The organism is Ruegeria sp. CH10, assembly GCF_056537125.1.
The window spans coordinates 1,152,872-1,177,241 of record NZ_JBQFQY010000001.1 but is presented as its reverse complement, the minus strand read 5'-3'; the positions used below and the strand labels follow the sequence as shown (position 1 = coordinate 1,177,241).

General features: G+C 58.6%; 17 protein-coding genes. 2 read left to right on the top strand and 15 right to left on the bottom strand.

Annotation, left to right across the window (positions count from 1 at the left end):
- Positions 1-54 precede the first annotated feature (54 nt).
- The 9 genes from ACRZ94_RS05800 to ACRZ94_RS05760 all read right to left on the bottom strand — a co-directional run bounded on the left by ACRZ94_RS05800 (position 55) and on the right by ACRZ94_RS05760 (position 11,418).
- Positions 55-1,854, bottom strand: a complete 1,800-nt coding sequence (locus ACRZ94_RS05800; RefSeq protein WP_480796880.1) for an NAD(P)-binding domain-containing protein — start codon at positions 1,852-1,854, stop codon at positions 55-57.
- Between the two features lie 148 nt (positions 1,855-2,002).
- Positions 2,003-3,742 (bottom strand): sigma-54-dependent Fis family transcriptional regulator, encoded by a 1,740-nt coding sequence (locus tag ACRZ94_RS05795; RefSeq protein WP_480796879.1) that lies wholly within the window; start codon positions 3,740-3,742, stop codon positions 2,003-2,005.
- A gap of 133 nt (positions 3,743-3,875) precedes the next feature.
- On the bottom strand, positions 3,876-5,393 hold the full coding sequence (locus ACRZ94_RS05790) for a mannitol dehydrogenase family protein (RefSeq protein ID WP_480796878.1): 1,518 nt from the start codon (positions 5,391-5,393) through the stop codon (positions 3,876-3,878).
- The gene (locus ACRZ94_RS05785) at positions 5,393-6,166 is read right to left on the bottom strand and encodes an L-iditol 2-dehydrogenase (protein ID WP_480796877.1); all 774 of its coding nucleotides are present in this window, start codon (positions 6,164-6,166) and stop codon (positions 5,393-5,395) included. Before ACRZ94_RS05785 ends, ACRZ94_RS05790 begins: the two co-directional genes overlap by 1 nt.
- Positions 6,163-7,167 (bottom strand): ABC transporter ATP-binding protein, encoded by a 1,005-nt coding sequence (locus ACRZ94_RS05780; protein WP_480649901.1) that lies wholly within the window; start codon positions 7,165-7,167, stop codon positions 6,163-6,165. Before ACRZ94_RS05780 ends, ACRZ94_RS05785 begins: the two co-directional genes overlap by 4 nt.
- A gap of 12 nt (positions 7,168-7,179) precedes the next feature.
- A complete protein-coding gene (locus tag ACRZ94_RS05775; RefSeq protein WP_480649902.1) occupies positions 7,180-8,010 on the bottom strand; it encodes a carbohydrate ABC transporter permease in 831 nt (276 codons plus the stop codon).
- Between the two features lie 12 nt (positions 8,011-8,022).
- Positions 8,023-8,889 (bottom strand): carbohydrate ABC transporter permease, encoded by an 867-nt coding sequence (locus ACRZ94_RS05770; protein WP_480649903.1) that lies wholly within the window; start codon positions 8,887-8,889, stop codon positions 8,023-8,025.
- Positions 8,890-8,995: 106 nt separating this feature from the next.
- Positions 8,996-10,297, bottom strand: coding sequence for an ABC transporter substrate-binding protein (locus ACRZ94_RS05765; RefSeq protein WP_480649904.1), 1,302 nt, complete (start codon positions 10,295-10,297; stop codon positions 8,996-8,998).
- Between the two features lie 95 nt (positions 10,298-10,392).
- Positions 10,393-11,418 carry a LacI family DNA-binding transcriptional regulator gene (locus tag ACRZ94_RS05760; protein ID WP_480649905.1) on the bottom strand — a complete coding sequence of 342 codons (1,026 nt, stop codon included), beginning with the start codon at positions 11,416-11,418 and terminating at the stop codon, positions 10,393-10,395.
- A 120-nt stretch (positions 11,419-11,538) separates the two neighbouring features.
- Between ACRZ94_RS05760 and xylB the strand changes: the two genes are divergently transcribed.
- Positions 11,539-12,975: a xylulokinase gene (xylB, locus tag ACRZ94_RS05755; protein WP_480796876.1), complete on the top strand. Its 1,437-nt coding sequence runs from the start codon at positions 11,539-11,541 to the stop codon at positions 12,973-12,975.
- A 141-nt stretch (positions 12,976-13,116) separates the two neighbouring features.
- Positions 13,117-14,562, top strand: a complete 1,446-nt coding sequence (locus tag ACRZ94_RS05750; RefSeq protein WP_480796875.1) for a DUF1963 domain-containing protein — start codon at positions 13,117-13,119, stop codon at positions 14,560-14,562.
- Between the two features lie 68 nt (positions 14,563-14,630).
- Here the strand turns inward: ACRZ94_RS05750 and ACRZ94_RS05745 are convergent, their stop codons facing one another.
- From ACRZ94_RS05745 to ACRZ94_RS05720, 6 genes are all read right to left on the bottom strand, one after another.
- Positions 14,631-17,282, bottom strand: a complete 2,652-nt coding sequence (locus tag ACRZ94_RS05745) for a molybdopterin-dependent oxidoreductase (RefSeq protein ID WP_480796874.1) — start codon at positions 17,280-17,282, stop codon at positions 14,631-14,633.
- Positions 17,282-17,614 carry a nitrite reductase small subunit NirD gene (nirD, locus tag ACRZ94_RS05740; protein WP_480796873.1) on the bottom strand — a complete coding sequence of 111 codons (333 nt, stop codon included), beginning with the start codon at positions 17,612-17,614 and terminating at the stop codon, positions 17,282-17,284. Before nirD ends, ACRZ94_RS05745 begins: the two co-directional genes overlap by 1 nt.
- Positions 17,611-20,046: a nitrite reductase large subunit NirB gene (nirB, locus tag ACRZ94_RS05735; RefSeq protein WP_480796872.1), complete on the bottom strand. Its 2,436-nt coding sequence runs from the start codon at positions 20,044-20,046 to the stop codon at positions 17,611-17,613. Before nirB ends, nirD begins: the two co-directional genes overlap by 4 nt.
- A 4-nt stretch (positions 20,047-20,050) precedes the next feature.
- Complete coding sequence (locus ACRZ94_RS05730) at positions 20,051-21,730, bottom strand: ABC transporter ATP-binding protein (RefSeq protein ID WP_480796871.1); 1,680 nt, start codon at positions 21,728-21,730, stop codon at positions 20,051-20,053.
- A gap of 5 nt (positions 21,731-21,735) precedes the next feature.
- The gene (locus ACRZ94_RS05725; protein WP_480796870.1) at positions 21,736-22,818 is read right to left on the bottom strand and encodes an ABC transporter permease; all 1,083 of its coding nucleotides are present in this window, start codon (positions 22,816-22,818) and stop codon (positions 21,736-21,738) included.
- Positions 22,819-22,890: 72 nt separating this feature from the next.
- Positions 22,891-24,255 carry a CmpA/NrtA family ABC transporter substrate-binding protein gene (locus tag ACRZ94_RS05720; protein WP_480649913.1) on the bottom strand — a complete coding sequence of 455 codons (1,365 nt, stop codon included), beginning with the start codon at positions 24,253-24,255 and terminating at the stop codon, positions 22,891-22,893.
- Positions 24,256-24,370: the final 115 nt, after the last annotated feature.

Genomic DNA, 24,370 nt, shown 5'->3' with positions numbered 1-24,370 from the left:
CCGCGATGACGGCTTGGGGCCTTTCTTTAAGGCGCAGGTCTCACTCCTGCCAATCTAACTGAGATGGTACACCTCTTGGAGGTCATAGACAGGTGTTGGGATACCCTCCATCCGGGCCTTTATCTGCAGCGACAGGAACTGTGAGTAATGTCGGGACTGATGCAGGTTTCCACCGTGCATCCAAAGGTTTGGCACCTGCGTCGGCTTCCACATATTGCGTTGCTCGCCTTCCCATGGTCCCGGGTCCTTGGTCGTGTCAGACCCCAGCCCCCAGCATTTCCCAAGCCGATCCGCCATGTCCTGGCCCATCAGGTCGGCGACCCAACCGTTCATCGAATTGTACCCGGTCGCGTAGACCACCAGATCGGCATCCAGATGTGTTCCGTCATCAAGGATAACTCCGGTTTCATCAAGCGCGGTGACCTGACCGCGTTTAAGCTTGATTTCTCCGTCAATGATTAACTGGCTGGCCCCGATATCGATGTAATAGCCCGATCCGCGGCGCAGGTATTTCATGAACAGCCCGCTGTCGTCATCGCCCCAGTCCAGCCAGAACCCGGCCTTTTCCAGACCGTCATAGAACTCTTTGTCCTGCTCTTTCATCGCGGCATAGGCGGGAATCTGAAACTCGTGCAGAATGCGATAGGGCAACGATGCAAAGATCAGATCGGCCTTTTCGGTTGTCATGCCAGACCGTACCGCGCGTTCCGAATACAGATCGCCCAGCCCGATCTCCATCAAACTGTCTGAGCGCACAATATGGGTCGAGGATCGCTGAACCATCGTTACATCGGCATCATTTTCCCAAAGCGCCGCGCAAATGTCGTGGGCCGAGTTGTTGGACCCCACCACGACAACTTTCCTTCCCGACCATCTGTCTGGCCCGTCATGTTCCGAGGAATGAACCTGCTCACCATTGAACACATCCATGCCGGGGAAGTCGGGCATACGTTTCTTGCCGGACATTCCTGTGGCCATGACCAGTTGCTTGGGCCTCAGCACCACCTCTTCACCGTCCCGGTCCACAATGATCGTCCATTCGCCCTTGTTTTCGTCGAAGGTGGCGGATTTGGCCGTTGTGCGCGTCCAATAGTTCAGCTCCATCACCTTGGTATACATCTCAAGCCAGTCACCGATCTTGTCTTTGGGTGAGAAGACGGGCCAGTTTTCCGGGAACTTGATATAGGGCAGATGGTCGTACCAGACCGGATCGTGCAGGCAGAGGGATTTGTAGCGATTGCGCCAACTGTCGCCGGGCCGGTCATTCCGTTCGACGATGATCGTCGGAACACCAAGCTGGCGCAGCCGTGCACCCATGGCGATCCCGCCCTGACCGCCGCCGATGATGACGCAGTAGGGCTGGGTGTTGTAACCCAGTTCGGCCTCTTCCTGCGCCCGTTCTTCGGCCCATGTGGTCCGGTGTTTGCCAGCCCCATGCTTGGCACCCAGCGGACGGTTGAATCCTTTGGGCTCTTCATGCCCTTTCAGCTCGACCATCGTGGTCAGCAAGGTCCATATCTTGCCATCCTTGAGGCGGATCAGACCATAACCACGCGCCACTTCGGTCTCGAATTCGATCCATGCGGTGGTCACGCCGCCATCCTCGGTGGGCATTTCACCTTCGGCTATTGTCCAACCCTTTGGCTTGGTTGTGGCCAACTGGTGCGAGAGCATATCTGCAACCTGCGCCTTACCTTCGACTGTTTTGATGTTCCAGGTAAAGCTGACCAGATCGCGCCAATAGCAATCGTCCTGAAACATCTCGCAGGCAGCATCGATATCACCTTTGGACAAGGCCGCCCCGAAATCGTCCAGAAACCCCTGCACCTGATCCGAGAGTGTTGTGTCGAGCATGTCATCCTCCCTATCTCCACAGAGCAGAAGGCTGGCAAATCAGCGCCCCGTCGGGCAAGCGGATTTGGCGGTTCAACACGTGGTCCGGCCCAAAAACGCCATGGCTTGTTGCGCGCGCAACAAGGGCGCAACACGGGTGCATGTGTATTTAAGCGGGTGGAATAAGCCCGGCCTTTCGCATCCGGCGCAGGATCGTCGACCGGTTCACACCAAGCCGCCGCGCCACTTGGGACATGTTCCAGTCGCACGCGCGCAGCAATGCCTCCAGATCATCTGTGTCCTGTTTTGGCATGCGGTCAAGCGCCGGGGCGGGCAAGTCCGTCAAGTCGATGATGGTGTCCTCACACAGGGCGACCGCACTGTGCAGCAGATGCTCCAGTTCACGAATATTGCCGCTCCATAGTCGTGATTTCAGATCGGCGCGCGCGACAGTCGACAGGCGGATATCGTGGCTTGCAAACCGTCGAAGCAGGCGATCAATCAGCCAATCCAGATCCGCCCGGTGGCGCAATGGTGGCAGGGACAACGTGGCCCCTGCGATCCGGTGCAGCAGATCTTCGCGCAGACTGTCGTGCAATCCCGCCGGGGGCTTCCGGCATGAGGCGATGACCCTCAGATCAGCCCGCCGTTCCAGCATCGCCAACAGAGAGGCCTGCGCAGGCTTGGTCAGGTCTTCGACCCCGCGCAGGAACAGCGTGCCGGGATCGACGGCATGGCAGAAATCGAACGTCTGAGTGTCGCAGCAGATCACAGTGTGGAAATCCTGTGTCGCAGGATCGGCCATGTGGATTGCGCGTGCCAGCTTGGTCTTGCCTGTGCCGCTTTCACCAGTCAGCAACAGCGGCAGGTTGGTCGGAGCTAGGCGGGCAGCAGTGTTCAAAAGCTGCTGAAGGTCCGCATCCGGCCCCGCAAAACTGCCAAGGGCGCCGGGCAGAATCTGTTCGCGTTTGCGCAGGGCAGCCGTCATCTGTGGCGTCTGCGGTGCCACGGCATGACCATAAAGCGCGCGCCCGTCCTTGAGGTGCAGAACACGGTCTTCGGACGGTCTGCCGCGCATGAATTCGGGCATGTCATCCACACTGATTTCAAGCCAGTCCTGCAAGTGCGACCCGATCAGGTGACCGGAACCGTCCGGGTCCAGCGCGCGGCGGGCGCCCGAGGTCATACCGATGATCTTGCCGCTGCCGTCCACGGCAACCGCCGCTTCGGGATCGACCTCAAGAAACTCGGGGCTGGCTGAAAACCGCAGGACCCAATCGCGCCGGGTCGACGCCATCAGGTTTGCCATCTCGACGCGGCGGGCGGAATTCGTCACCAGCGTCATAGCAAGATTCTGCGAAGCCTTGGGTGAAGGGCCCCGCAACAAAGACACATCGAGAACCGCAGCAAGCCCGCCCTTGGTGTCAAAGATGGGGGCCGCCGTGCAGGACAGCGGTGTATGCGTGATCGAAAAATGGTCGCCCTGATGGATCGTCACCGGTTGGCCTGTGACAATGCACGACCCTACACCGTTCGTTCCGGCCAATTCCTCGGTCCATTTGAAACCCAGGTGAAGACCCGCATTTCTAAGTTCATCTTCGAAGTTCCGATCCCCAAAGAAATCGACGCAGACGCCCTCTGCATCCGCAAGCAGCAAGACATAGTTCTGCCCCGCCACCTGCGCAAACAACGACTGTAGCCCCGAGCGTGCCGTGGCGATCAGCCGTTCGGATTGCTCCAGATGTTCGCGGAACTGGGTGTCCGGAAGGATATGCGCGGGTTCTTGTCGCGTCGGGTCCATGCCATAGGTTTCGACGCAGCGCTGCCAGCTATCCGCAACAAGACGATCGCGTCCTGTGTCGAACCCATTCAGAACGCGGTCAATCTCGTGTGTATGGTGGCGATCCAACGGTTTTTGATCCTCTCAACCCAACAGCAAAGTAACATGGGGAAGGATTCGCGCCTACGGGCAGGTTTCGCAGGCACTTTCCCCGCGGCTCAGAGGTGGCTACGGGATGTCTGTGAGTCGAACTGCACTGCCTTTAGGATTGCGATCCCTCAGATGGTCGGCCGTTGGTCAGGTATTCCGCTATGGCCGCGCGGCATCCGCGCTGCCAGATCGTCGTCAACCATCCGGCAAAGGCGTTGGAAAAGCCTGTGTCCCGGCCAAGCTCTCCGTAATACTGGCGCTGTCCCACCCAGTGGGCAGGATCGCTTTTGGCGGCCAAAGCAGCGTTTTGAAGAGTTGCCCATTCGGGGTCATTTGCTGCGATTTCCGAGCCGTCTTCGCGTATCCCGGCGCACATCCGGCACCAGAATGCCTCGGCCAGGGCCAGCCCGCTTGTGGAAGACCCTGTTGCCAGCCCATCGCGCAGCGACGGTAGAAGGAACCCGGGATGTCGAGAGGACCCGTCGAATGCAACGCGCCGGGTGGTGTCGTGGATTGCTGTATTGGCAAAACGCGTCTCAACCAGCGAAAGATATTCCTGCGTGCTTGTCCCGGGGACAGTCTCGACATGTGGCAGAATTTCCTCTGCCTGAACCTTTCCGAAAAAGGCTGAAATGTCCGGGTCCTGCATGCAATCGGCAATTGTCGGTATGCTGAGTATCTCACCGACATTGGCAAGCAATTGATGGCCGCCATTCAGAATGCGCAGCTTCATGGCTTCGTATCGGTGGACATCCTGAGTCAGCGTGACACCAACCTCTTCCAGCGGTGGCCGCCCTGCGCAGAAGTTATCCTCGATCACCCATTGGCGAAAGTTCTCGTGCGAGACCGGTGCGCGATCATCGACACCCAGATTTCGGCATTGCGATAACACCTGTTCTGTCGTCGCGGGGACGATGCAATCGACCATCGAATTGGGGAAGGTGACGTTTTTCTCGATCCAACCGGCCAGATCGGGGTCAGACAAGCGGGCCAATTCGGCAACGCAGCGGCGCAGGATTGCCCCGTTGCCCTGAAGATTGTCGCAGCTCAGCGCAGTGAAGGGTTCGATCCCTTTTTTGCGCCGCTCATGGAGGGCGGCGACAATGGCGCCAAAAACGGTGCGAGGCTGCGCGGGGTTCGCTGCATCATGCAGAATATCCTTGTGATGTCTGTTGAACGCGCCGGTGTCAGATTCCAGATAATACCCGCCTTCAGTCACCGTCAGCGATACAATTCTGATCGCGGGATCAGCCATTTTCTGGATCAGTGCTGCATTGTTTTCCTCAATGGGCAGATAGTCGATCATTGGGCCGATCACCTCGGCGGACATGCCGTTGGGGTCCAGCTCGATCAGCGTCGTCAGATAGTCCTGAGCTTGTAGGCACCCTCGCATCTCGGCGTCATAGCTCCGCACACCGGCCCCGATGATCGCCCAGTCATGGGCCTGCCCCTTTTGCATCAGTCGATGAATGTACCACGCCTGATGCGCACGGTGAAAATTGCCCAGACCAATATGAACGATGCCCGGCGTCAGATCCGCTTTGCGATACCCTGGCCGTTTGATGCTATTGGGTAACTCCGCAAGGGTCTCACGCGTAAGCCTGACTGCTGTGTTGGCCAGAGGTTCCATCAGCTCATCCAATTTCCGCCATCCACGTTATAGGTTTGCGCCACGATGTATTCCGCCTCATCCGAGGCCAGAAACACCGCCATACCGGTCAGGTCTTCGGCCCGGCCCATGCGGCCATAAGGGACGGCCGCGCCAACCTCGCGTTTTTTCTGACCCGGCGCCTTGCCTTCGTGCCTTGCAAAAAAGGCATCGACACCGTCCCAATGTTCGCCGTCGACAACGCCGGGTGCGATGGCGTTTACGTTAATGCCGTGCCTGATAAGGTTCAGTCCGGCCGATTGGGTGATCGAGATCACTGCGGCCTTGCTGGCGCAATAGACGGCGACCAAAGGTTCCCCCCGTCGACCTGCCTGCGAAGCCATGTTGATGACGCGCCCTTTGACCCCGTGTTCAATCATGTGTCGCGCAACCGCTTGCAAAGTAAACAGGGTGCCTGCGACGTTGATGTCAAAGACCCGCTCGTAATCGGCGCGAAGGATGTCCGTGATCGGAGCGGCGGTGAAGATCGCGGCATTGTTGACCAGAATATCGATCGGTCCGAACCGTTCAGATACGCGGGCTATGGCGGTGTCTATGCTGCTCTGGTTCGTTACATCCATGTCAACGGCCATTGCGGCGGCCCCGATATCTGTCGCAGCCACCTGTGCCCGCTGATCATCGATATCGGCTATGGCGACACGGGCACCTTCGGCCACATAGGCTTTGGCAAAGGCCAGCCCAATGCCACGCGCGGCCCCGGTGATCAGGGCGGTTTTGCCTGCCAGACGAGTCATGCGATCCGCAGGCCTTTCGCATCAAACCGGTGGATCACATCAGCGCGCGGGGTTAGGTGAATGCGGTCGCCATGGCGAAACCCGACCTCGCCATCTGCGCGCACAGTGATCGTTTCGGCCAGTCCGGTTTCGTGGACGTGGAAAAAAGTGTCCGAGCCCAAATGTTCGGAAACGCTGACCACCCCGGACCAATCCCCTTCGGTTTCTGACACTGCGATGTGCTCGGGCCGTATTCCGATGGTTTGGGCGCCGTGTTTCGCGGCCTCGGGCCCTTCGATGAAGTTCATCTTGGGGGACCCGATGAACCCGGCGACAAACAGGTTTCGCGGTGTCCTGTACAGCTCGAGCGGGCTTCCGACCTGTTCGATCACCCCGGCCTGCAGGACGACGATCTTGTCGGCCATGGTCATGGCTTCGACCTGATCGTGAGTCACATAGATCATCGTGGTAGCCAGACGTTCGTGCAGCTCGCTGATTTCCAGCCGCATGCCAACGCGCAAGGCCGCGTCGAGGTTTGAGAGAGGTTCGTCAAACAGGAACGCGGCGGGTTCGCGGACAATCGCACGCCCGATGGCCACCCGCTGACGTTGCCCACCCGACAATTGGCCGGGGCGGCGGTCCAGATAGTCGGACAGGTTCAGCACGCTGGCGGCACCTTCAACGCGCTTGTCGATCTCGGCCTGATCCAGCTTGGCCATACGCAGCGGAAAGGCGATGTTCTTGCGCACGGACATATGCGGGTACAAAGCGTAGGACTGGAACACCATCGCCAATCCGCGCTTTGCAGGCGGCACATCCGTCGCATCAGAACCATCAATGTCGATGGAGCCGCTGGTGATGTCCTCCAACCCCGCGATCAGCCGCAGCAAGGTAGATTTACCGCAGCCCGAGGGGCCGACAAAGACCGTGAACTCGCCATCTTCGATGGTCAGGTCCAGTGGGGGGATGACCTGCACATCGCCGAAGCTTTTGGTCACGGACTTGAGTTGGATATGTCCCATGTGTCGTGTTCCTTATTTCACAGCGCCGAAGGTCAGGCCGCGGACAAGTTGTTTCTGGCTGAACCAGCCAAGGATCAGGATTGGTGCAATCGCCATGGTCGAGGCCGCGCTGAGCTTGGCAAAGAACAGGCCCTCGGGGCTGGAATAGCTGGCGATGAAGGCCGTCAGGGGCGCGGCGTCTACAGCTGTCAGGTTGAGGGTCCAGAACGCCTCGTTCCACGCAAGGATGAAGTTCAGAAGCACGGTTGAGGCGATGCCGGGGATGGCCATGGGGGTCAGCACATAGAGGATTTCCTCTTTCAACGTCGCCCCGTCCATCCGCGCGGCTTCCAGAATTTCACCCGGAATTTCGCGGAAATAAGTGTACAGCATCCAGACGATGATCGGCAGGTTGATCAGCATCAGGACAACGACCAGACCTCCGCGTGTGTCCAGCAGACCCAGACGGATGAACAGCAGGTAGATCGGGTAGAGAACACCGACCGCCGGCAACATCTTGGTGGACAGCATCCACAGCAGAATGTCCTTGGTCCGTTTTGACGGCACGAATGCCATTGCCCATGCGGCGGGAACGGCGATGATGACACCCAGAATGGTGGAGCCGCCTGCAATGATGACCGAATTCCACAGGAACCGCATATAGTCCGAGCGTTCCTGCACAACGGCATAATTCTCCAGCGTCCAGTCAAAGTTCAGGAACAGGGGCGGGCTGGCAATCGCCTGCGCCTCGGTTTTGAAGCTGGTCAGGATGGTCCAGAGGATCGGGAAGAAGATCAGCAGACCAACAGCCCAGGCAAGGACTGTGTTCAGCGATTTACGGCGGGGTGTGACGGCGCGGGCCATGGGTTTACCTCCTCACGCGTCCAGGTTCTTGCCGACGATGCGCATCAGGAAGATCGCAACGATATTGGCAAGGATGATGGCGTAGACACCTCCGGCTGATCCAAGGCCGACATTCTGGCTTTCCAGCACGCGCTGGAAGATCAGGTAGGTGAGTGTACGGGTGCCGAACGCGCCGCCGGTGGTCACGAAGATCTCGGCGAAGATCGACAACAGGAAGATCGTCTGGATCAGGATCACGATGGTAATCGCACGGCTGAGATGCGGCAGCACGATGTGATAGAAGCGTTTCAGCGGGGGCGCGCCATCCATCTCGGCCGCTTCCAGCTGTTCACTGTCCAGCGATTGGATCGCGGTCAGCAGGATCAGCGTCGCGAAGGGCAGCCACTGCCATGAGACGATCATGATGATCGAGGTCATCGACGCCTCGGACAGCCAGGAGATCGGCTCGGCCCCGAAAAAACGCCACAGATGGGCCAGCAGGCCATTCACCGGATCCATGAACATGTTCTTCCAAACCAGCGCGGATACGGTGGGCATGACAAAGAACGGGGCAATTACAAGGATGCGCACGACGCCCTGACCCCACATCGGCTGGTCCAGCAGCATTGCCAGAAGAATGCCCAGAACGACCGTAATGACCAGTACGCCGCCGACAATCACCAGCGTCGCCTGTACGGCAGGCCAGAACGAACTGGAGGACACGAAACGGACGTAGTTGTCGAACCCGACCCAGCCCAGATCGCCACCGCGCAGCGGCAGGTATTTCTTGAAGGAAAAATACAGCGTCATCGTCAGCGGTACCAGCATCCAGCCAAGCAAAAGGACCACAGCAGGTGCCATCATCAGGCGCGCAACGGATCGGGAGTGTTGAGTTGCCATAACGCAAACCCTCTCTTTTCAGGCGTAGCTTAGCCTGCGAGAAAAACGCGAGTCGTGGAAGGGTGGGGCGGGGGCAGATCGCTGCCCACCCGCCGGGGAGGAGGCCTTAGTACCCTGCGGCTTCCATTTCTTCGGCTGTGAAAGCCTGCGCTTTGGCCAGCGCTTCCTCAACCGTTTGCTGTCCGGCATAGACGGCCGAGAATTCCTGGCTGACCTGCGTCGCAATACCTGCGAATTCCGGTATCGCCGCGAACTGGATGCCAACATATGGCACCGGTTTCACCGTTGGGTTGTTCGGATCAGCTGACAGGATCGAATCCAGCGTCTTCTGGGCGAACGGAACCTTCAGGTATTCGGGGTTCTCATACAGAGAGGTCCGCGCACCCGGTGGCACATTGGCCCAGCCCTCATTTTCGGCAACCAGTTCGATATAGTCTTTCGAGGTCGCCCATTCGATGAACTGCTTGGCCGCGTCTTCCTGCTGGGTTCCGGCCGGAACCGCCAGCGCCCAGGCCCACAGCCAGTTGGACCGTTTGCCCAGACCGGTATCCGGTGCCAGCGCAAATCCAACGCTATCCGCAACCGTTGAGTCCTCGGGGTTGGTCACGAATGACGCCGCAACCGTCGCGTCAATCCACATGCCGCATTTACCCTGCTGGAACAGCGACAGGTTTTCGTTGAACCCGTTGGTCGCATAGCCTGCCGGACCGGATTCGTTCATCATTTCGACGTAGAAGTTCAGCGTATCGGCCCATTCGGGCTGGTCGAATTGCGGTTTCCAGTCCTCATCAAACCAGCGCGCGCCGAACGAGTTCGACATGGCCGTGATAAACGCCCCGCCTTCACCCCATCCGGCCTTGCCGCGCAGGCAGATGCCGTTGATGTCATTGTCGCGGTCCGTCATGGCCGCTGCGGCCTCTTTGATGAACTGCCACGAGGGCGCGTCAGGCATTTCCATGCCCGCCTTGTCCATCAGGTCGGTGCGATACATGATCATCGAGCTTTCGCCGTAGAACGGTGCTGCATACAGCGTGCCTTCGTGGCTGAGGCCCCCTGCCATCGCGGGCAGGATGTCATCGACATCGTATTCCTCGGACATGCCGTCCAGTGGCACCAGCCAGCCATTCGCGCCCCAGATCGGCGTCTCGTACATGCCGATGGTCATGATGTCGAACTGGCCGCCTTTGGTGGTGATGTCGGTGGTCACGCGCTGGCGCAGCACGTTTTCTTCCAGCGTCACCCATTCCACATCAATGCCGGTCGCTTCGGTGAATTTGTCCGTATAGCCCTGCATCCGGATCATGTCGCCGTTGTTTACGGTGGCGATCGTTATGGATTGCGCATGGGCTGCTGCCGTGGCGACGAATGTCAATGCAGTCGCCGCACGAAGTGCGTGTTTCAGATACATCCCTGTCCTCCCTGAGCTTGGATGTCGTGCAGAGAGACTAGGATTTAAATTGTCGCGGCGTCAATAAAAACTTTACGCGCGTTAAAAAATGAAAGTCACGCAGAATCCCGCAACACCAACCGCGCAGGGAAAAGGGTCTCTGTCCGGGATGAGAGTTTCCCACCGTTTTCAATAAGTTCGAAAAGGGTTTCGACACTTCGTGCGGCTACATTGTCATAGTCATGCGCGGCGGTGGTCAGAGACGGGCATGTAAACTTGGCAAACGGGTGGTCGTCATTTGAGGCGACGCGAAGTGTGCAACCTTCTCTGCGCCCGACCCGAATCCCCTGTTCGTAACACGCCGCAAGAAAGCCGATTGCAAGACGATCGTTGCTGCACAAGACCGAGTCTGTCTTCAGCCCCCGCTCGTCCAGCACTTTCAGGGCGCCCCTGTGGCCGATCTCTTCAAACGCCCAGCCCTTGCCATCGACCTTGATGATATGAGGTTCGAACCCCAGGCGTTCCATAACGTCGATATACGCCTTTCTGCGCTTGTTGGCATTTGGGTTCGCCGGTGTGCGCATCTCAAAGAAAGAGGGGGGTTCGCCCGTCCGGGTCATGTATTCGACGGTCCGGGACACAAAGCTGAAATTGTCTGATCCGATGAATGCGGCCCCCAGTCCATCCAGGTTACTGTCAAACAGGACGGTCGGCACATTGGCGCAGAATTTTTCAATTGCCGATCGGTCCGAAATCCGCCCCAGAGGGGCCAACAGAACGCCTGCGGGTTTCAGAGATTGCAGCCCGTCCAGAATGTCGTTCTCGAGCTTTTGTTCGCCATGAGAACTGAAAAGAGACGGGCGATACCCGGCCGCGATACAGCTTTGTTCTAGAAAGCGCGCGATCTCGGCAAAGAATGGGTCGGCAAGGTAGGGTACGACAATACCAATGTTCTTGGTCAGCTTTCTGTTCTGGTTCACCGCATAAATATTCGGGCGATAATCGAACCGTTCCAGGGCCTCTTCGATGCGGGCCCGCGTCGTAGGGCGGACGCTGTCGGGATCGTGAAAGTACTTGGATACCGTGGGCCGCGAGATGCCGCTCAGGGCCGCAAACTCTTCCATATTCTTAATCTTGGTCATGCCGTTCTGCCTGCGGGTTCTGTCCGTCTTGATCTTATCATAGTTTTACATATTCTTTCCGCGCGCTAAAAAATCAATAGCCAGACAAGACACAAGTGTTTGTGTGGGCAAGGGGTTCGAATGTATCTGGGGATCGATATCGGAACGTCGGCGGTCAAGCTTGTCTGTGCGGATACGGATCGCATTCTTGCGACATCATCAACGGGGATGGACACGTCCTCGCCGCAGCCCGGATGGTCCGAGCAGCACCCGGACCTATGGTGGCAAGCGACGCGTGACGCATTGCGTCAGCTTGCGGAACACATCCCACTGTCCGAGGTCAAAGCCATTGGGTTGTCTGGTCAAATGCACGGGGCGGTTTTGCTGGATCGGGATCTGCGGCCGATCCGACCGGCAATCCTGTGGAATGATAGCAGGGCGGCACTCCAATGTGATGACCTGCGCGCCGCCGTGCCGCAGATTGGTCAAATCGCAGGCGTCCTGCCTCTGCCGGGATTTACCGCACCCAAGATTGCCTGGTTGAAGCAAAACGAACCGGATCAGTATGCAAAACTGGCTCATATTCTGCTTCCCAAAGACTACGTCGGCTTGCGGCTGCACGGAGCGCTTGCGACCGATACCTCCGATGCCGCCGGGACATTGTGGCTGGATCAGGCATCGCGGTGTTGGAATGCTGAAATAGCTGAGGCCACGGGGGCGTCGTCCGAGTGGTTGCCGCAGGTTTTCGATGGCCACAGTGTTGTTGGTGCCGTAACCAAACAGGCAGCGTCTGAGACAGGATTAAAACCCGGCGTGCCCGTCGTCGCCGGAGGCGGGGATGCGGCGACCGGAGCAGTGTCGTTGGGGGCTACTGAGCCGGGGCGGGGTTTTATTTCACTTGGAACGTCGGGGCAGCTTTTCGTGGCGGACCGGGTCTACAAACCCAATCCTGAACGCTATGTGCATGCCTTCGCGCATACACTGCCCGACCGTTGGTACCAGATGGCGGCGATGCTGAACGGGGCCAGACCGATTTCCTGGATTGGCGGTCAACTGGGGCTGTCCGCTGCCGAGGTTGTCGCGCTTGCCGAAACAGCGGGTGGGGATCGCGTGCCGATTTTCCTGCCTTATCTGACGGGTGAACGCAGCCCTCTGGGTGATCCGCATATCCGGGCTTGTTTCTTCGGCCTTGAGGATGCGACGACCCGTGCCGACATCTGCCGTTCCGTGGTGGAAGCGGTTGCATTTTGCTTTGCAGATGCCGTGCAAAGCTTTGGCGATACCATGGATAACTTGCCAGAGTTGGCCGCCATCGGAGGAGGTAGCCGATCGGACCTGTTGTTGACGCTTATCGCAACGGTCACCGGAAAACCCATCGTTCGTTCGGATGGCGCAGAATCCGGCCCGGCCTATGGCGCGGCGCGGTTGGCAGCCTTTGGTCGCGGTGCGTTGGGCAGAAATGACCTGGCCGAGCGGCCAGTGACCACAGACAGGTTTGACCCACAGGAAGTGCCCGCATTGTCAGAAAGGCTGACGCGATACCGCCGCTTGTATAGTGCAGTTAAGAACGTGAATTGAGCCTTGCGGATCGCTCAGCCAATACCTTGATTCCACGTCTATTTCCTTCGAACACCTCTTGCCACACATGTGTTTTCCCGTGCAGGTTGTTGCAAGTGGATCCTTTACTGGTTCTCTGTTTCAACAAGGTAAAGAGGCACAATGCCCGAGCACAACAAGCTGGCTTTGAGACTAAAGCACTTCTTGCAGAAAACACTGGGTCGCAAGTACAGCAGCCCAAGCACCTCTGACACGGGCAGGGATTTCGTTACCGATGCCGCCAAAGGAATAGTGGCGCAAGTTCAGCACGAGTCCAGCTTGCGAACCGCGCGTGGAAAAGAGCCGGTATCCGTCCGCCTTGTTCCACAGGTTCCGGTCAGAGATGTGGATGCTGCGGCGGGTTGGATCGGTGGCGGGGCGTGTTTGCCTGCTGGAACAAGCTGGCCAGTTATCGACTCCCCCACACAGCTTTTGGCCCAGATCAATTGTAGCCAGTTGCCGGACGATCTTTGGCAGGGGTTGGGGCCGCGCGAAGGCTGGCTTGCCATCTTTCTGGATCCGTTAAGCTTTAAGCTGACGGCGCTTCATTTCGAACACGTTGGCCCCTTTCTTCCCTCACCCGAGGTTGATGAGACATGCTATATTCTCGGCATTGATACCAGCCGAAGATCGCCGAACCAAACCTGGCGTTTTGCGCGGTGGCCCGTGGATATTGTCCCCGTTCGGGATGGGCAGGACGATCCGCGATCATCAGGGCGTTGCAAAATCGGCCATGAACGTTACCGGGAGCGGCACGACATCGTTGAAAAACAGCGCGTGCCTTTCGATTGGCCAACAACGCAGATTATGATCACAAAAGCGCTTGCCTTTATCGAACCTAGGGTCGGTTCGGGTGATCTGCCAGATCATTTAAAACCATCGAGTCTGGAACAGAAAAAGCTGCAAATTGAACAAGCCCGAAAAGACGGCGCATCCGAAGAGGAAATCGCCAGAATGACGCTGGACTACGACGAGGCGCTGGCTATGGTGGCCTCACATGAATTTCGGTCGGAAAATGGCCCGCGCGTTCTCAGCGCGTTGAGGGCGATAAAGGCCAAAGTCGATGCAATGGCCGTGAACGACGTTTTCTCGCAGGAAAAGATCGCGCCGCTCATGACCGAACTGCAGCAACTGACCTGGATGCATATCAAGACACCTCCTTGGACCAAGTCCCAGGTGGAACGTATGAAGGTCGGTGTTCAGGCTTTTGAAATCCCTCTCACGACACATGACCCAAAACCGACAAACGGCTGGATTTATGAGTACGAGCAAGAGTTGTTGGATGCAGCAAAAGTCGCTTACTTAAGACGTGACGATGCATTGCCGGACGCGTTGGTCTCGGACTGCGAAGAGGTTTGGAAGGCTCAGGCCCGTCATGAAATGGGGGGGATGGGGCATACGCCTTGGGGCTTTGTTCACGAGTTCAACCCCAGAACTGAGGTTACGCTGCTCGAACTACCATCCAGCGACTTGATCGGTTGGATGTTCGGGGACGTAGAGAGTCTGGTTATCACCATAAAAAAGAGCGCCCTGAAAGGGGGGATTTTTCGAAACTGCATTTGCAACTGACGAATTAGCACAGCGAAGATCGAAAAACGTTAACAGGCCCTTCTTTCCTGGCGGCGGGATTGCCCCCCTTAGTCTTGTCGACAATTTTCAGGCTCTCTGTTCAGAGGCTTGGCATGTTTCGAGATCAAATCGGCCAGTTCTGGGCGGCATGAGCCGCAGTTCGTTCCGGCCTGCAGCGCTGCGCCGATCTGGTCCACTGCGATAAGCTGTTGGTTGTGGATGGCCCGGACGATGGATTTAAGTCCCACCTGAAAGCATGAACAGACGATCGGGCCCGCGTCTTGTGACCCGTCGGCTGATCGACCGGACAGGACATGGCCGGGTGGGACGTCGGGCAGGGTGGCAATATAATCCCGCATCAGCGTGACAGGCGTACGCGACACAAAAAGCGCGGCCAATAATTGCTGGTCGTCTGAAAAGGCAATTCGGAACCATCCACGTTCGGTGTCTTCGGCTGAAACCGATGCGGCCCGGGGCAGGCCGAACCATTCACGGGCGCACGCCTCCCAATCTTGGACGGTCTGATAACCGGCAAGTTCCGCTCGGTAGCCCTTTTCCGTTTTGGTCGTCGCCCAGTAGTCTGCTTTTGGCGCAATGGCCGCGGTCGATACTGCAAAACCGTACCATTTCGCTTTCATGGGGCGAATGGCCACGGCGGTTGCCTTGCTTTCCGGTTGGCCCGAGATCGGGTCGGTCACACTTGGGATCAGGGCATCCACGCGCGCACTTGGCGCCGTTTCACCTGTCCAGTGAATCGGCGCAAAGACCTGACCGGGTTTGACGGTGTCTGTGATGCGAATTCGAAAAATACCCTTTCCGACAGCGCTTTGCACTTCGACCAAATCGTCAGGACCAAGGTTCAAACACTGCGCGTCTTTGGGGTGAACCTCGACAAAAGGTTCAGCCAGATGCGCTGACAGGCGAGGCGACTGACCGGATCGGGTCATGGTATGCCATTGATCGCGGTTACGTCCCGTGTTCAACAGCAGCGGGTACCGTTCGGACAAGTCTGCCTTGGCTGGTGTGTAGGTCACGGCCACAAAGCGGGCTTTTCCGTCGGGATGAAAAAATTGCCCATCGCCGAAAAAGCGTTCGCTTTCCGCCTGTGGCGCAACGGGCCAGCGCGTTGGTTCCAGCGCGGCGTATGCGTCATCGTCGATATCCGCAAACCCGGAGATATCGAAATCTCGACCAAAGGATTGTGAAAGGGCTGACAGTCTGGCGTATTCCCGGAATATCTGGGCTGGCGCGCTATAGTCGAAAGCCGTTTCCCACCCCATGCGGCGGCCCACCTCTGCAAGGATGTCCCAGTCTGCACGCGCCTGCCCGGGTTTTGCCAAAACGGCGCGCTGTCGGCTGATCGTGCGATCCGAGTTTGTGACCGTGCCATTTTTTTCCGCCCAGCCCGTCGCCGGAAGAACCACATCGGCAAGGCGTGCGGTGTCGGTGCGAACAGTCAGGTCACTTACGACGGTAAAGGGACAGTTCGAAATTGCGGTCCTTACGCGATCCGCATCGGGCATTGTGACAGCAGGGTTGGTGTGAATAACCCAAAGCGCCTTGATCTTTTGATCTTCGACGGCGCGAAACAGGTCGACGGCTTTCAGCCCCGGTTTGTCCGGCATGGACGGGGCGTTCCAGAATGTCTGAACCGCCTGTCGGTGCGCTTCGTTTTCGATGTCCAGATGGCAGGCCAGCATGTTGGCCAGACCGCCGACTTCTCGCCCGCCCATCGCGTTGGGCTGCCCGGTGACCGAGAAGGGGCTCATCCCGGGGTGCCCGATCCGGCCTGTGGCCAGGTGGCAGTTCAGGATCGCATTTACCTTGTCCGTGCCGGATGACGATTGGTTCACGCCCTGGCTAAAGATCGTCACCACGCGTTGGGTCTTGATCCAGAGGTCGCAGAACGTGTCGATTTCTGCTTGGGTTAACCCCGTGACCTCGGGGTCATCCTGACGCGCCGTTCGCAACGCATCCGAAAACCCGGCGGTCCGTTCCAGAAACTGCCTGTCGAAATGCCCCCCTGCTTGAATCTTGATGAGCAGCTGATTGAACAGGGACACGTCACTGCCGGGGTTCAGCGCCAGATGCATATCCGCCTGATCGCAACTGGCCGTCCGGCGCGGATCGATCACAACTATCTTCGTGCCACGCGCCTGACGCGCCGCCAGAATACGCTGATAGAGAACCGGGTGACACCAGGCGAGGTTCGATCCCACGAGCACAACCAAATCGCACTGATCCAGATCCTCGTAATTTCCCGGTACGGTATCTGTCCCGAAGGCGCGTTTTTGCCCGGCCACCGTTGAGGCCATGCAGAGCCGCGAATTGGTATCGATATTTGCCGAGCCCATGAAGCCTTTCATCAGTTTATTGGCGACATAGTAGTCCTCGGTCAGCAATTGGCCTGAGACGTAAAAGGCAACACTGTCGGGCCCATGAGTTCGGATAGCCGAGGCAAAGCGATCTGCAACCAGTTGCAACGCATTGTCCCAAGTCGTATCCGCGCCAGACACCTTTGGTGCCAGCAAACGGTGGTCAAGCCCGACTGTTTCGCCCAACGCCATGCCTTTTGAACACAAGCGGCCCCGGTTCGCAGGATGGTCGGGGTCACCCCGAACGGCCAATCCACCGGCGCCGTCCGGGCGCAGCAGGACACCGCAGCCGACACCGCAATAGGCGCAGGTCGATCGAATCTCGGGCAGGCCGGTGCCGTCCATCAGGCGGCGCTCCGCCGTGTCACGGTGCTGTCGTCCAACAGGATGCGACCGTTTTCCAGACGCACGGGGTAAGTTGTGATCTGTCCATCGTCAGCGCCTTGTGCTTTTCCGGTGCTCAGATCAAAGACCCAATTGTGCAAAGGACAGGTCACGGATTGGCCATGCACGATCCCTTCGGACAGAGGGCCGCCCTTGTGCGGGCAGCTATTGGTCGCCGCGAATATTTCGGCCTCGGCGGTTCGGAAAACGGCGATACAACCGATATGGGTTTTCACCAGCCGCGCCCCGCGCAGGGGGATTTCGTCGATATGTCCGATGTCGATCCAGCTCATTCTGCGGCCTCCAGTGTGAAATCTGCAATCGGCGCGTAGGTCTGCGCCCTGTCCTTGACGTGTTCCGCCCATGGGTCCTTGCGGTAGATGCTTTGCGACAGCTCGAACCGGTCCACCAAAGCGGCACGGTTTTCAAGATCGTCGACGACCTGCACTTTGACCCAGTTCATGCCGACCTTGCCCAACCATTCGTACAGCCGGTCCAAATACTTACCGCCTTCGCGATAGGCTTGTGTGACGGCCATCACCACCTCAATCGCTTCGTCTTCGGTGGGCACCTGACACAGCAATTCGGTTTCGCGCACATCCATCCCGGCGGCCCCGCCAATGCTGATCTGAAAGCCAGAATCCACGCAGACCACGCCAATGTCTTTGCACGTCGCCTCAGCACAGTTGCGCGGGCAGCCCGACACGGCCAGTTTCAGCTTGTGTGGCGTCCATGATCCCCACAGGATTTTCTCAAGCTTGATGCCAAGGCCAGTGCTGTCCTGCGTGCCGAACCGGCAGTGATCGGTGCCGACACAGGTTTTGACCGTGCGCAGGCCCTTGGAATAGGCGTGACCCGAGACCAGGCCGGCATTGTTCAGATCTGACCAGATGGCGGGTAGGTCTTCACCCTTCACGCCCAACAGGTCGATCCGCTGGCCGCCCGTGACCTTGACGGTCGGCACATCATATTTGTCGGCGGCGTCTGCAATAGCGCGCAACTCATCCGGCGTGGTGATTCCGCCCCACATGCGCGGTACAACGCTGAACGTGCCGTCCTTTTGGATGTTGGCATGCTTGCGTTCGTTCACAAACCGGCTTTGCGGGTCGTCCTGATACTCCAGCGGCCAATCGGCCAGCAGGTAGTAGTTTATCGCAGGGCGGCACACATGACAGCCATTGGGCGTCGACCAGCCGAGCTCTTGCCAGACGGCGGCCTGGCTTTTCAACTCCTGTCCCTTGATCAGACGGCGCACATCTTCGTGTGTTAGGTCGGTGCAGCCACACACAGGCTGCGCGGTTGGCATTTCGAAGCCGTCGCCCAGAGTGACTTGCAACAATTGTTCAACCAAGCCGGTGCAGGTTCCGCAGGACGCACTGGCCTTTGTGCTGCTACGCACTGCGCCCAGATCGTTGGCCCCCGCATTGATCGCCTCGACGATATCCCCTTTGCATACGCCGTTGCAGCCGCAAATCTCCGCCTCAGGCGGCAATGCTGCAACGGCTGAGAGAGGGTCCGCAGTGTCGCCCCCCTGATAGGCGGGCCCGAAGATCAGCGTCTCGCGCATGTCTTCGACGCTGGTCCCGTCTTTGATCAGGCCAAAGAACCAGCTACCATCAGCCGTATCGCCATACATGACAGCGCCGACTAGCCGATCCTTTTCGATGACAAGCCGTTTATAGACCCCGCGCGACGGATCGCGGAACACGATATCCTCGCGCCCCGGCCCATCCGCAAAATCCCCCGCACTGAACAGATCGCAGCCGGTGACCTTCAACTTGGTCGAGAGGGTTTTTTGAGCAAACGCAGCCTCTTGTCCCAACAAAGCCTGCGCCGCGACCTTCGCCTGATCATAAAGTGGCGCAACCAGCCCAAAGACCGCCCCGTCATGTTCGACGCACTCACCCACGGCAAAGACATCCGGGTCCGAGGTCAGCATCTGGTCATCCACATGGATGCCGCGCCCCGTGGCCAACCCGGCCTCTTGCGCCAGCGTCGTGTTGGGGCGGATACCCACGGCCATGACCAGTAGGTCACAGGGCAGTTCGGTCCCGTCATCCAACAGCAAGGCACGCACCTTGCCGTCTGCGCCGAGGATTTCCTTTGAATTCGCCTGCAGGCAAATCTTGATACCTTTGTCTTCCAGCGATTTCTTCAGCAGGTAGCCCGCGGCCTCGTCCAACTGACGCTCCATCAGGTGGCCCATAATATGCACCACCGTCACGTCAACGCCATGGGCGGCCATGCCTGCTGCGGCCTCAAGCCCCAGTAAACCGCCGCCGATCACGACCACCTTGTTGTCAGGCCCCATGCCCATCATCCGCTGGGTGTCTTCCAGATCACGATAGGCAATCACACCGTCCAACTCGTGACCGGGCAGAGGGATCATGAATGGGTCAGACCCGGTCGCAATCACCAGCTTGTCGTAGGGAACGTGACCGTTCTCACCCTCGACCACCTTCATGTCGCGGTCTATCTTCGCGACCTTTTCACCAAAGCGACAGGCGATGCCGCGCTCGGCATACCAGGCGTCGTCATGGGTGACGATCTCTTCATAGGTTTTCTCACCCGACAGAACCGGGCTCAGCATGATGCGGTTGTAGTTCCCGCGCGGCTCGGCGTTGAACAGGGTGATGTCGAACGCATCCGGCGCGGCGTCGGTCAGGTGTTCCAGCACCCTGCCCGACGCCATTCCTGCGCCAATGACAACAAGTCTTTGCTTCATGATTTCACTCCGCTGCAATCGCCTTTGGGGCGGGTGTTTTTGGCTTGGCGCCGTGTTCGTATTCTTCGAGGAAATCGAGGACTTCCTGCCGGTAGGCGTAGTAATCCGGGTGCTCCAACAACGCCTTACGGGTCCGCGGGCGTGGCAGGTCGACTTTGGTGATCTTGCCGATGGTCGCCTGCGGACCGTTGGTCATCATCACCACGCGGTCGGCCAGCAGGATCGCCTCGTCCACATCATGGGTCACGCAGATCGCCGTGACCTTGGTACGAGACCAGACCTCCATTAGCACTTCCTGCAGTTCCCAGCGGGTCAGGCTGTCGAGCATCCCGAAGGGCTCATCCAACAACAGCAGTTTGGGGGACAGAGCAAAGGCGCGGGCGATGCCGACGCGTTGCTTCATGCCGTTCGACAGGTCGCTTGCGGATTTGTCCATCGCATCGGCAAGTCCGACGCGTTCCAGATAGTATTCGACCACGTCCTGCCGCTCGGCCATGCTGGCCTTGGGATAGACCTTGTCGACCCCAATCGCGACGTTTTCCTTGGCGGTGAGCCATGGGAACAGGTTGGGGGATTGGAACACCACCGCGCGTTCAGGGTCTGCCCCTTCGACATGGCGACCATCCAGCTTGATCGCGCCTTTCGAGATGTCGTTCAGCCCCGCCGCCATGGTCAGAACCGTGGACTTGCCGCAGCCCGAATGGCCGATCAGCGAGATGAACTCACCCTTGTCGATCTTCAGGTCGAAATCCTCAACCACGGTCAGAGGGCCTTTGGGCGTCGGATACACTTTGTGCAGTTGTGAGAAGTCGAGGAAACGGGCCTCGATCAGCCCTTTCTGCGCCTCGGCCACCGCTGTCGGCACGCCGTGGATCGGGGTAACATCCGGCAGGATGCGCGAACCTTCGACCTTGGCCTCAATCCCCACATCCATCAGGTATTTGGTGACATCCGCGCGCAGACGCTTGAACGTCTCGTCATTGTTCATCGCCCCGCGTTCCCGAGGGCGCGGGATCGACACGCGGAACTCTTGCCCCAGCGTGCCATCCGGATTCAGGGCAATGATACGGTCGGCCAGAATGATCGCCTCATCCACGTCATTGGTGATGAGGACGCAGGTCTTTTTGTCGGCCTCCCAGATATGTTCGATCTCATCCGCCAGATTGGCGCGGGTCAGGGCATCGAGCGCCGACAGCGGCTCATCCAGCAGCAAAACCTCGGGGTTCATCGACAAGGCGCGCGCCACGTTGACCCGCTGGCGCATCCCGCCCGACAGTTCCGCCGGGCGGCGCGTGGCGGCGTGGCTGAGGCCCACCATTTTGACATAGTGCGCAACTTTCTCAGCTTTCTCGGGTTTGCTGAGGCCCGGAAAGACCGTATCCACCGCCAGCCCGACATTGCCACTGACCGTCAACCACGGCATCAGCGAGTAGTTCTGGAAGATCACGCCACGCTCGGGCCCCGGTCCCTTGATCGGGGCACCCTTGAACGTGACCTCTCCTCCGGTGGGCGTGTCCAGACCGGCCATCAGGTTGATCAAGGTGGTCTTGCCGGTGCCCGAAAAGCCGAGGATCACCAGAAACTCACCCTCTTGCACGTCCAGATCGATGCCTTTCAGCACATCGGTGCGCGCGGTGCCTTCGCCAAAGGATTTCGAGGCGTTTTTGAAGCTTAGGATACTCATCACGCTCACCGGTTGTTTGTGAAGGTAAACAGGGATTGCAGCGCGTACATCACCCGATCCAGCAGGAAGCCGATGATGCCGATGGTGAAGACCGCAACCATGATCTTGGCCAGAGAGCTGGACGAGCCGTTCTGGAACTCATCCCAGACAAACTTGCCCAATCCGGGGTTCTGCGCCAGCATTTCCGCCGCGATCAGAACCATCCAGCCGACGCCCAAGCTGAGGCGCAGGCCGGTGAAGATCAGCGGCAGGGCCGAGGGCAGCACCAGCTTGGTGATCTTGGTATAGGTGTTCATTTTCAACACTTTGGAGACGTTCACCAGATCCTTGTCGATCGATGCCACACCCAGCGCGGTGTTGATCAGGGTAGGCCAAAGCGAACACAGGGTCACGGTGATGGCCGAGATCAGGAAGGATTTCGCAAACCAGCCATCATTGGTGACGTAAACGGCTGAGACGATCATGGTGACGATGGGCAACCACGCCAGTGGCGAAACAGGTTTGAAAATCTGGATCAGCGGGTTCAGCGCGGCATTTGCGGTCGGTGACAGACCGGCGGCGATACCAAGAGGAACGGCCACAACCGTTGCGATCAGAAAGCCGAAAAACACGGTTTTGATCGAGGTCCAAATCTGTTGGTAGTAGGTCGGAGCCCCGGTGAAAGCGACGTCTTTCACCTTTTCCGGCTGGCCCGCATCAATGAACTTCTGATTGCGCTTTTCGACCATCGCCTCGAACTTGGCGCGTTTGGCAGCTTTGGCCTTGGCGTCCTCGTTCAGGCTGACCATTTCGCTCCAGACTTGGGCGGGTCCGGGAACCGCGCCCAGCGAGGTTTGCACTTTGGGCGCCAGTGTCGCCCAGAGCAGCAGGAAGGCGCAGATTGACAACAGGGGAACGATCAGCAACCGCCAAATCTCGGTCATCTGTGCGCGCGGGTTATCCCCGGCGGCAGCCTTCAGGACGGGCGTGGCCCAGCTGAGGCCCAGAACCTGAAACCATTTGTCGGCGGTATTGATACGGGTGAAAAGGCGGGCGCGACGTTCTTCTTTGGCGGCGTCTGCGTTGAATTCGGGATCGACCGTTGTCATTTGTTGTGTCCTTGCGATGGCGGGGCACTTGTGGCGCCACGCCCGACCGCAGCCGGGCGTAGCGGTTCCGGGTTAGCCTTGTACGTCCGAACCGACGATCTTCTGTTCGCCCTTCAAACCGATGGACAGGCTTTCGAGATAGGCGTTGGGGGTGCGGCCGTCATAAGCGATGCCGTCGATGATATCCTCGGCCGGCGTCGGGGCTTTGTAGCCGTCGCTGTCCCAGGGGAAATCGGCCTCATTCGCCAGGCCTTCATCGACCAGCAGGCGGGCGGCTTCCAGATAGATATCGGGTTTGTAGACGGACTTGGCGACCTCATCATACCAGCTGTCGGGCTTGGCATCCGCGATCTGGCCCCAGCGGCGCATCTGCGTCAGGTACCAGACAGCGTCCGAATAGAACGGGTAGGTGGCGTTATAGCGAAAGAACACGTTGAAATCGGGAACTTCGCGTTTGTCGCCCTTTTCGTATTCGAACGTACCCGTCATCGAATTGGCGATAACGTCATAGTCCGCGCCCACATATTCCGGACGGCTGAGGATTTCGACCGCTTCGGGGCGGTTGGCGTTATCGTTTTCATCCAGCCATTGTGCTGCGCGGATCAGCGCCTTGGTCACGGCCAGAGTGGTGTTCGGATATTCTTCGGCAAACTCCACGGTGATGCCAAACACCTTCTCGGGATTGTTCTTCCACAGCTCATAATCGGTGATGACCGGAACGCCGATGCCCTTGAACACGGCCTGCTGGTTCCACGGCTCACCCACGCAATAGCCATAGATCGTACCGGCCTCCAACGTCGCGGGCATTTGCGGCGGCGGGGTCACGGACAGGAACACATCCGCGCCGATCTGACCGGTCACGTTTTCAGGGCTGTAGTAGCCCGGGTGCAGACCACCTGCGGCCAGCCAATAGCGCAGTTCGTAGTTATGCGTGGAAACCGGAAAGACCATGCCCATGTTGAACGGCTTGCCTTCGGATTTGTATTTCTCAACAACCGGAGCCAAGGCTTCGGCGCTGATCGGGTGCTGTGGGCGACCATCTTCCATCACCGGGATGTTGGGCTTCATCTCTTCCCAGATTTCGTTTGAGACGGTGATGCCGTTGCCGTTCAGGTCCATCGAAAAGGGCGTGATGATATGTGCCTCGGTCCCGTATCCGATGGTTGCGGCCAAAGGCTGCCCGGCCAGCATATGTGCGCCGTCCAGCTGCCCGTCGATCACACCATCCAGCAGCACTTTCCAATTGGCCTGCGCCTCAAGCGTCACGAACAGACCTTCGTCCAGAAAATACCCCTGCTCATAGGCCACGGCCAGCGGGGCCATATCTGTCAGCTTGATAAAGCCAAAGGTCAGTTCGTCTTTTTCCAGCTCCAGTTCAGCAAAAGCCGGAGAAGCAAGCGCCGTGGTTGCAGCAAGGCTCAGAAGTAGCTTTTTCATCTCGATCCCTTTCGGTTCAGCCCAACCTTGTGGGCAAACAAAAAAGCCGCCGACACACACCGCCGGGAGGAGTTGGCGGTTGGTCGAGCGGCTTTGCTCTTGTCAGATGCCCGGG

What these genes read in the sequence shown, in the direction of transcription:
- ACRZ94_RS05800 (WP_480796880.1), bottom strand. Translation starts at nt 1,854, where the DNA reads ATGCTCGACACAACACTCTCGGATCAGGTGCAGGGGTTTCTGGACGAT.
- ACRZ94_RS05790 (WP_480796878.1), bottom strand. Translation starts at nt 5,393, where the DNA reads ATGGAACCTCTGGCCAACACAGCAGTCAGGCTTACGCGTGAGACCCTT.
- ACRZ94_RS05785 (WP_480796877.1), bottom strand. Translation starts at nt 6,166, where the DNA reads ATGACTCGTCTGGCAGGCAAAACCGCCCTGATCACCGGGGCCGCGCGT.
- ACRZ94_RS05780 (WP_480649901.1), bottom strand. Translation starts at nt 7,167, where the DNA reads ATGGGACATATCCAACTCAAGTCCGTGACCAAAAGCTTCGGCGATGTG.
- ACRZ94_RS05775 (WP_480649902.1), bottom strand. Translation starts at nt 8,010, where the DNA reads ATGGCCCGCGCCGTCACACCCCGCCGTAAATCGCTGAACACAGTCCTT.
- ACRZ94_RS05770 (WP_480649903.1), bottom strand. Translation starts at nt 8,889, where the DNA reads ATGGCAACTCAACACTCCCGATCCGTTGCGCGCCTGATGATGGCACCT.
- ACRZ94_RS05765 (WP_480649904.1), bottom strand. Translation starts at nt 10,297, where the DNA reads ATGTATCTGAAACACGCACTTCGTGCGGCGACTGCATTGACATTCGTC.
- ACRZ94_RS05760 (WP_480649905.1), bottom strand. Translation starts at nt 11,418, where the DNA reads ATGACCAAGATTAAGAATATGGAAGAGTTTGCGGCCCTGAGCGGCATC.
- xylB (WP_480796876.1), top strand. Translation starts at nt 11,539, where the DNA reads ATGTATCTGGGGATCGATATCGGAACGTCGGCGGTCAAGCTTGTCTGT.
- ACRZ94_RS05750 (WP_480796875.1), top strand. Translation starts at nt 13,117, where the DNA reads ATGCCCGAGCACAACAAGCTGGCTTTGAGACTAAAGCACTTCTTGCAG.
- ACRZ94_RS05745 (WP_480796874.1), bottom strand. Translation starts at nt 17,282, where the DNA reads ATGGACGGCACCGGCCTGCCCGAGATTCGATCGACCTGCGCCTATTGC.
- nirD (WP_480796873.1), bottom strand. Translation starts at nt 17,614, where the DNA reads ATGAGCTGGATCGACATCGGACATATCGACGAAATCCCCCTGCGCGGG.
- nirB (WP_480796872.1), bottom strand. Translation starts at nt 20,046, where the DNA reads ATGAAGCAAAGACTTGTTGTCATTGGCGCAGGAATGGCGTCGGGCAGG.
- ACRZ94_RS05730 (WP_480796871.1), bottom strand. Translation starts at nt 21,730, where the DNA reads ATGAGTATCCTAAGCTTCAAAAACGCCTCGAAATCCTTTGGCGAAGGC.
- ACRZ94_RS05725 (WP_480796870.1), bottom strand. Translation starts at nt 22,818, where the DNA reads ATGACAACGGTCGATCCCGAATTCAACGCAGACGCCGCCAAAGAAGAA.
- ACRZ94_RS05720 (WP_480649913.1), bottom strand. Translation starts at nt 24,255, where the DNA reads ATGAAAAAGCTACTTCTGAGCCTTGCTGCAACCACGGCGCTTGCTTCT.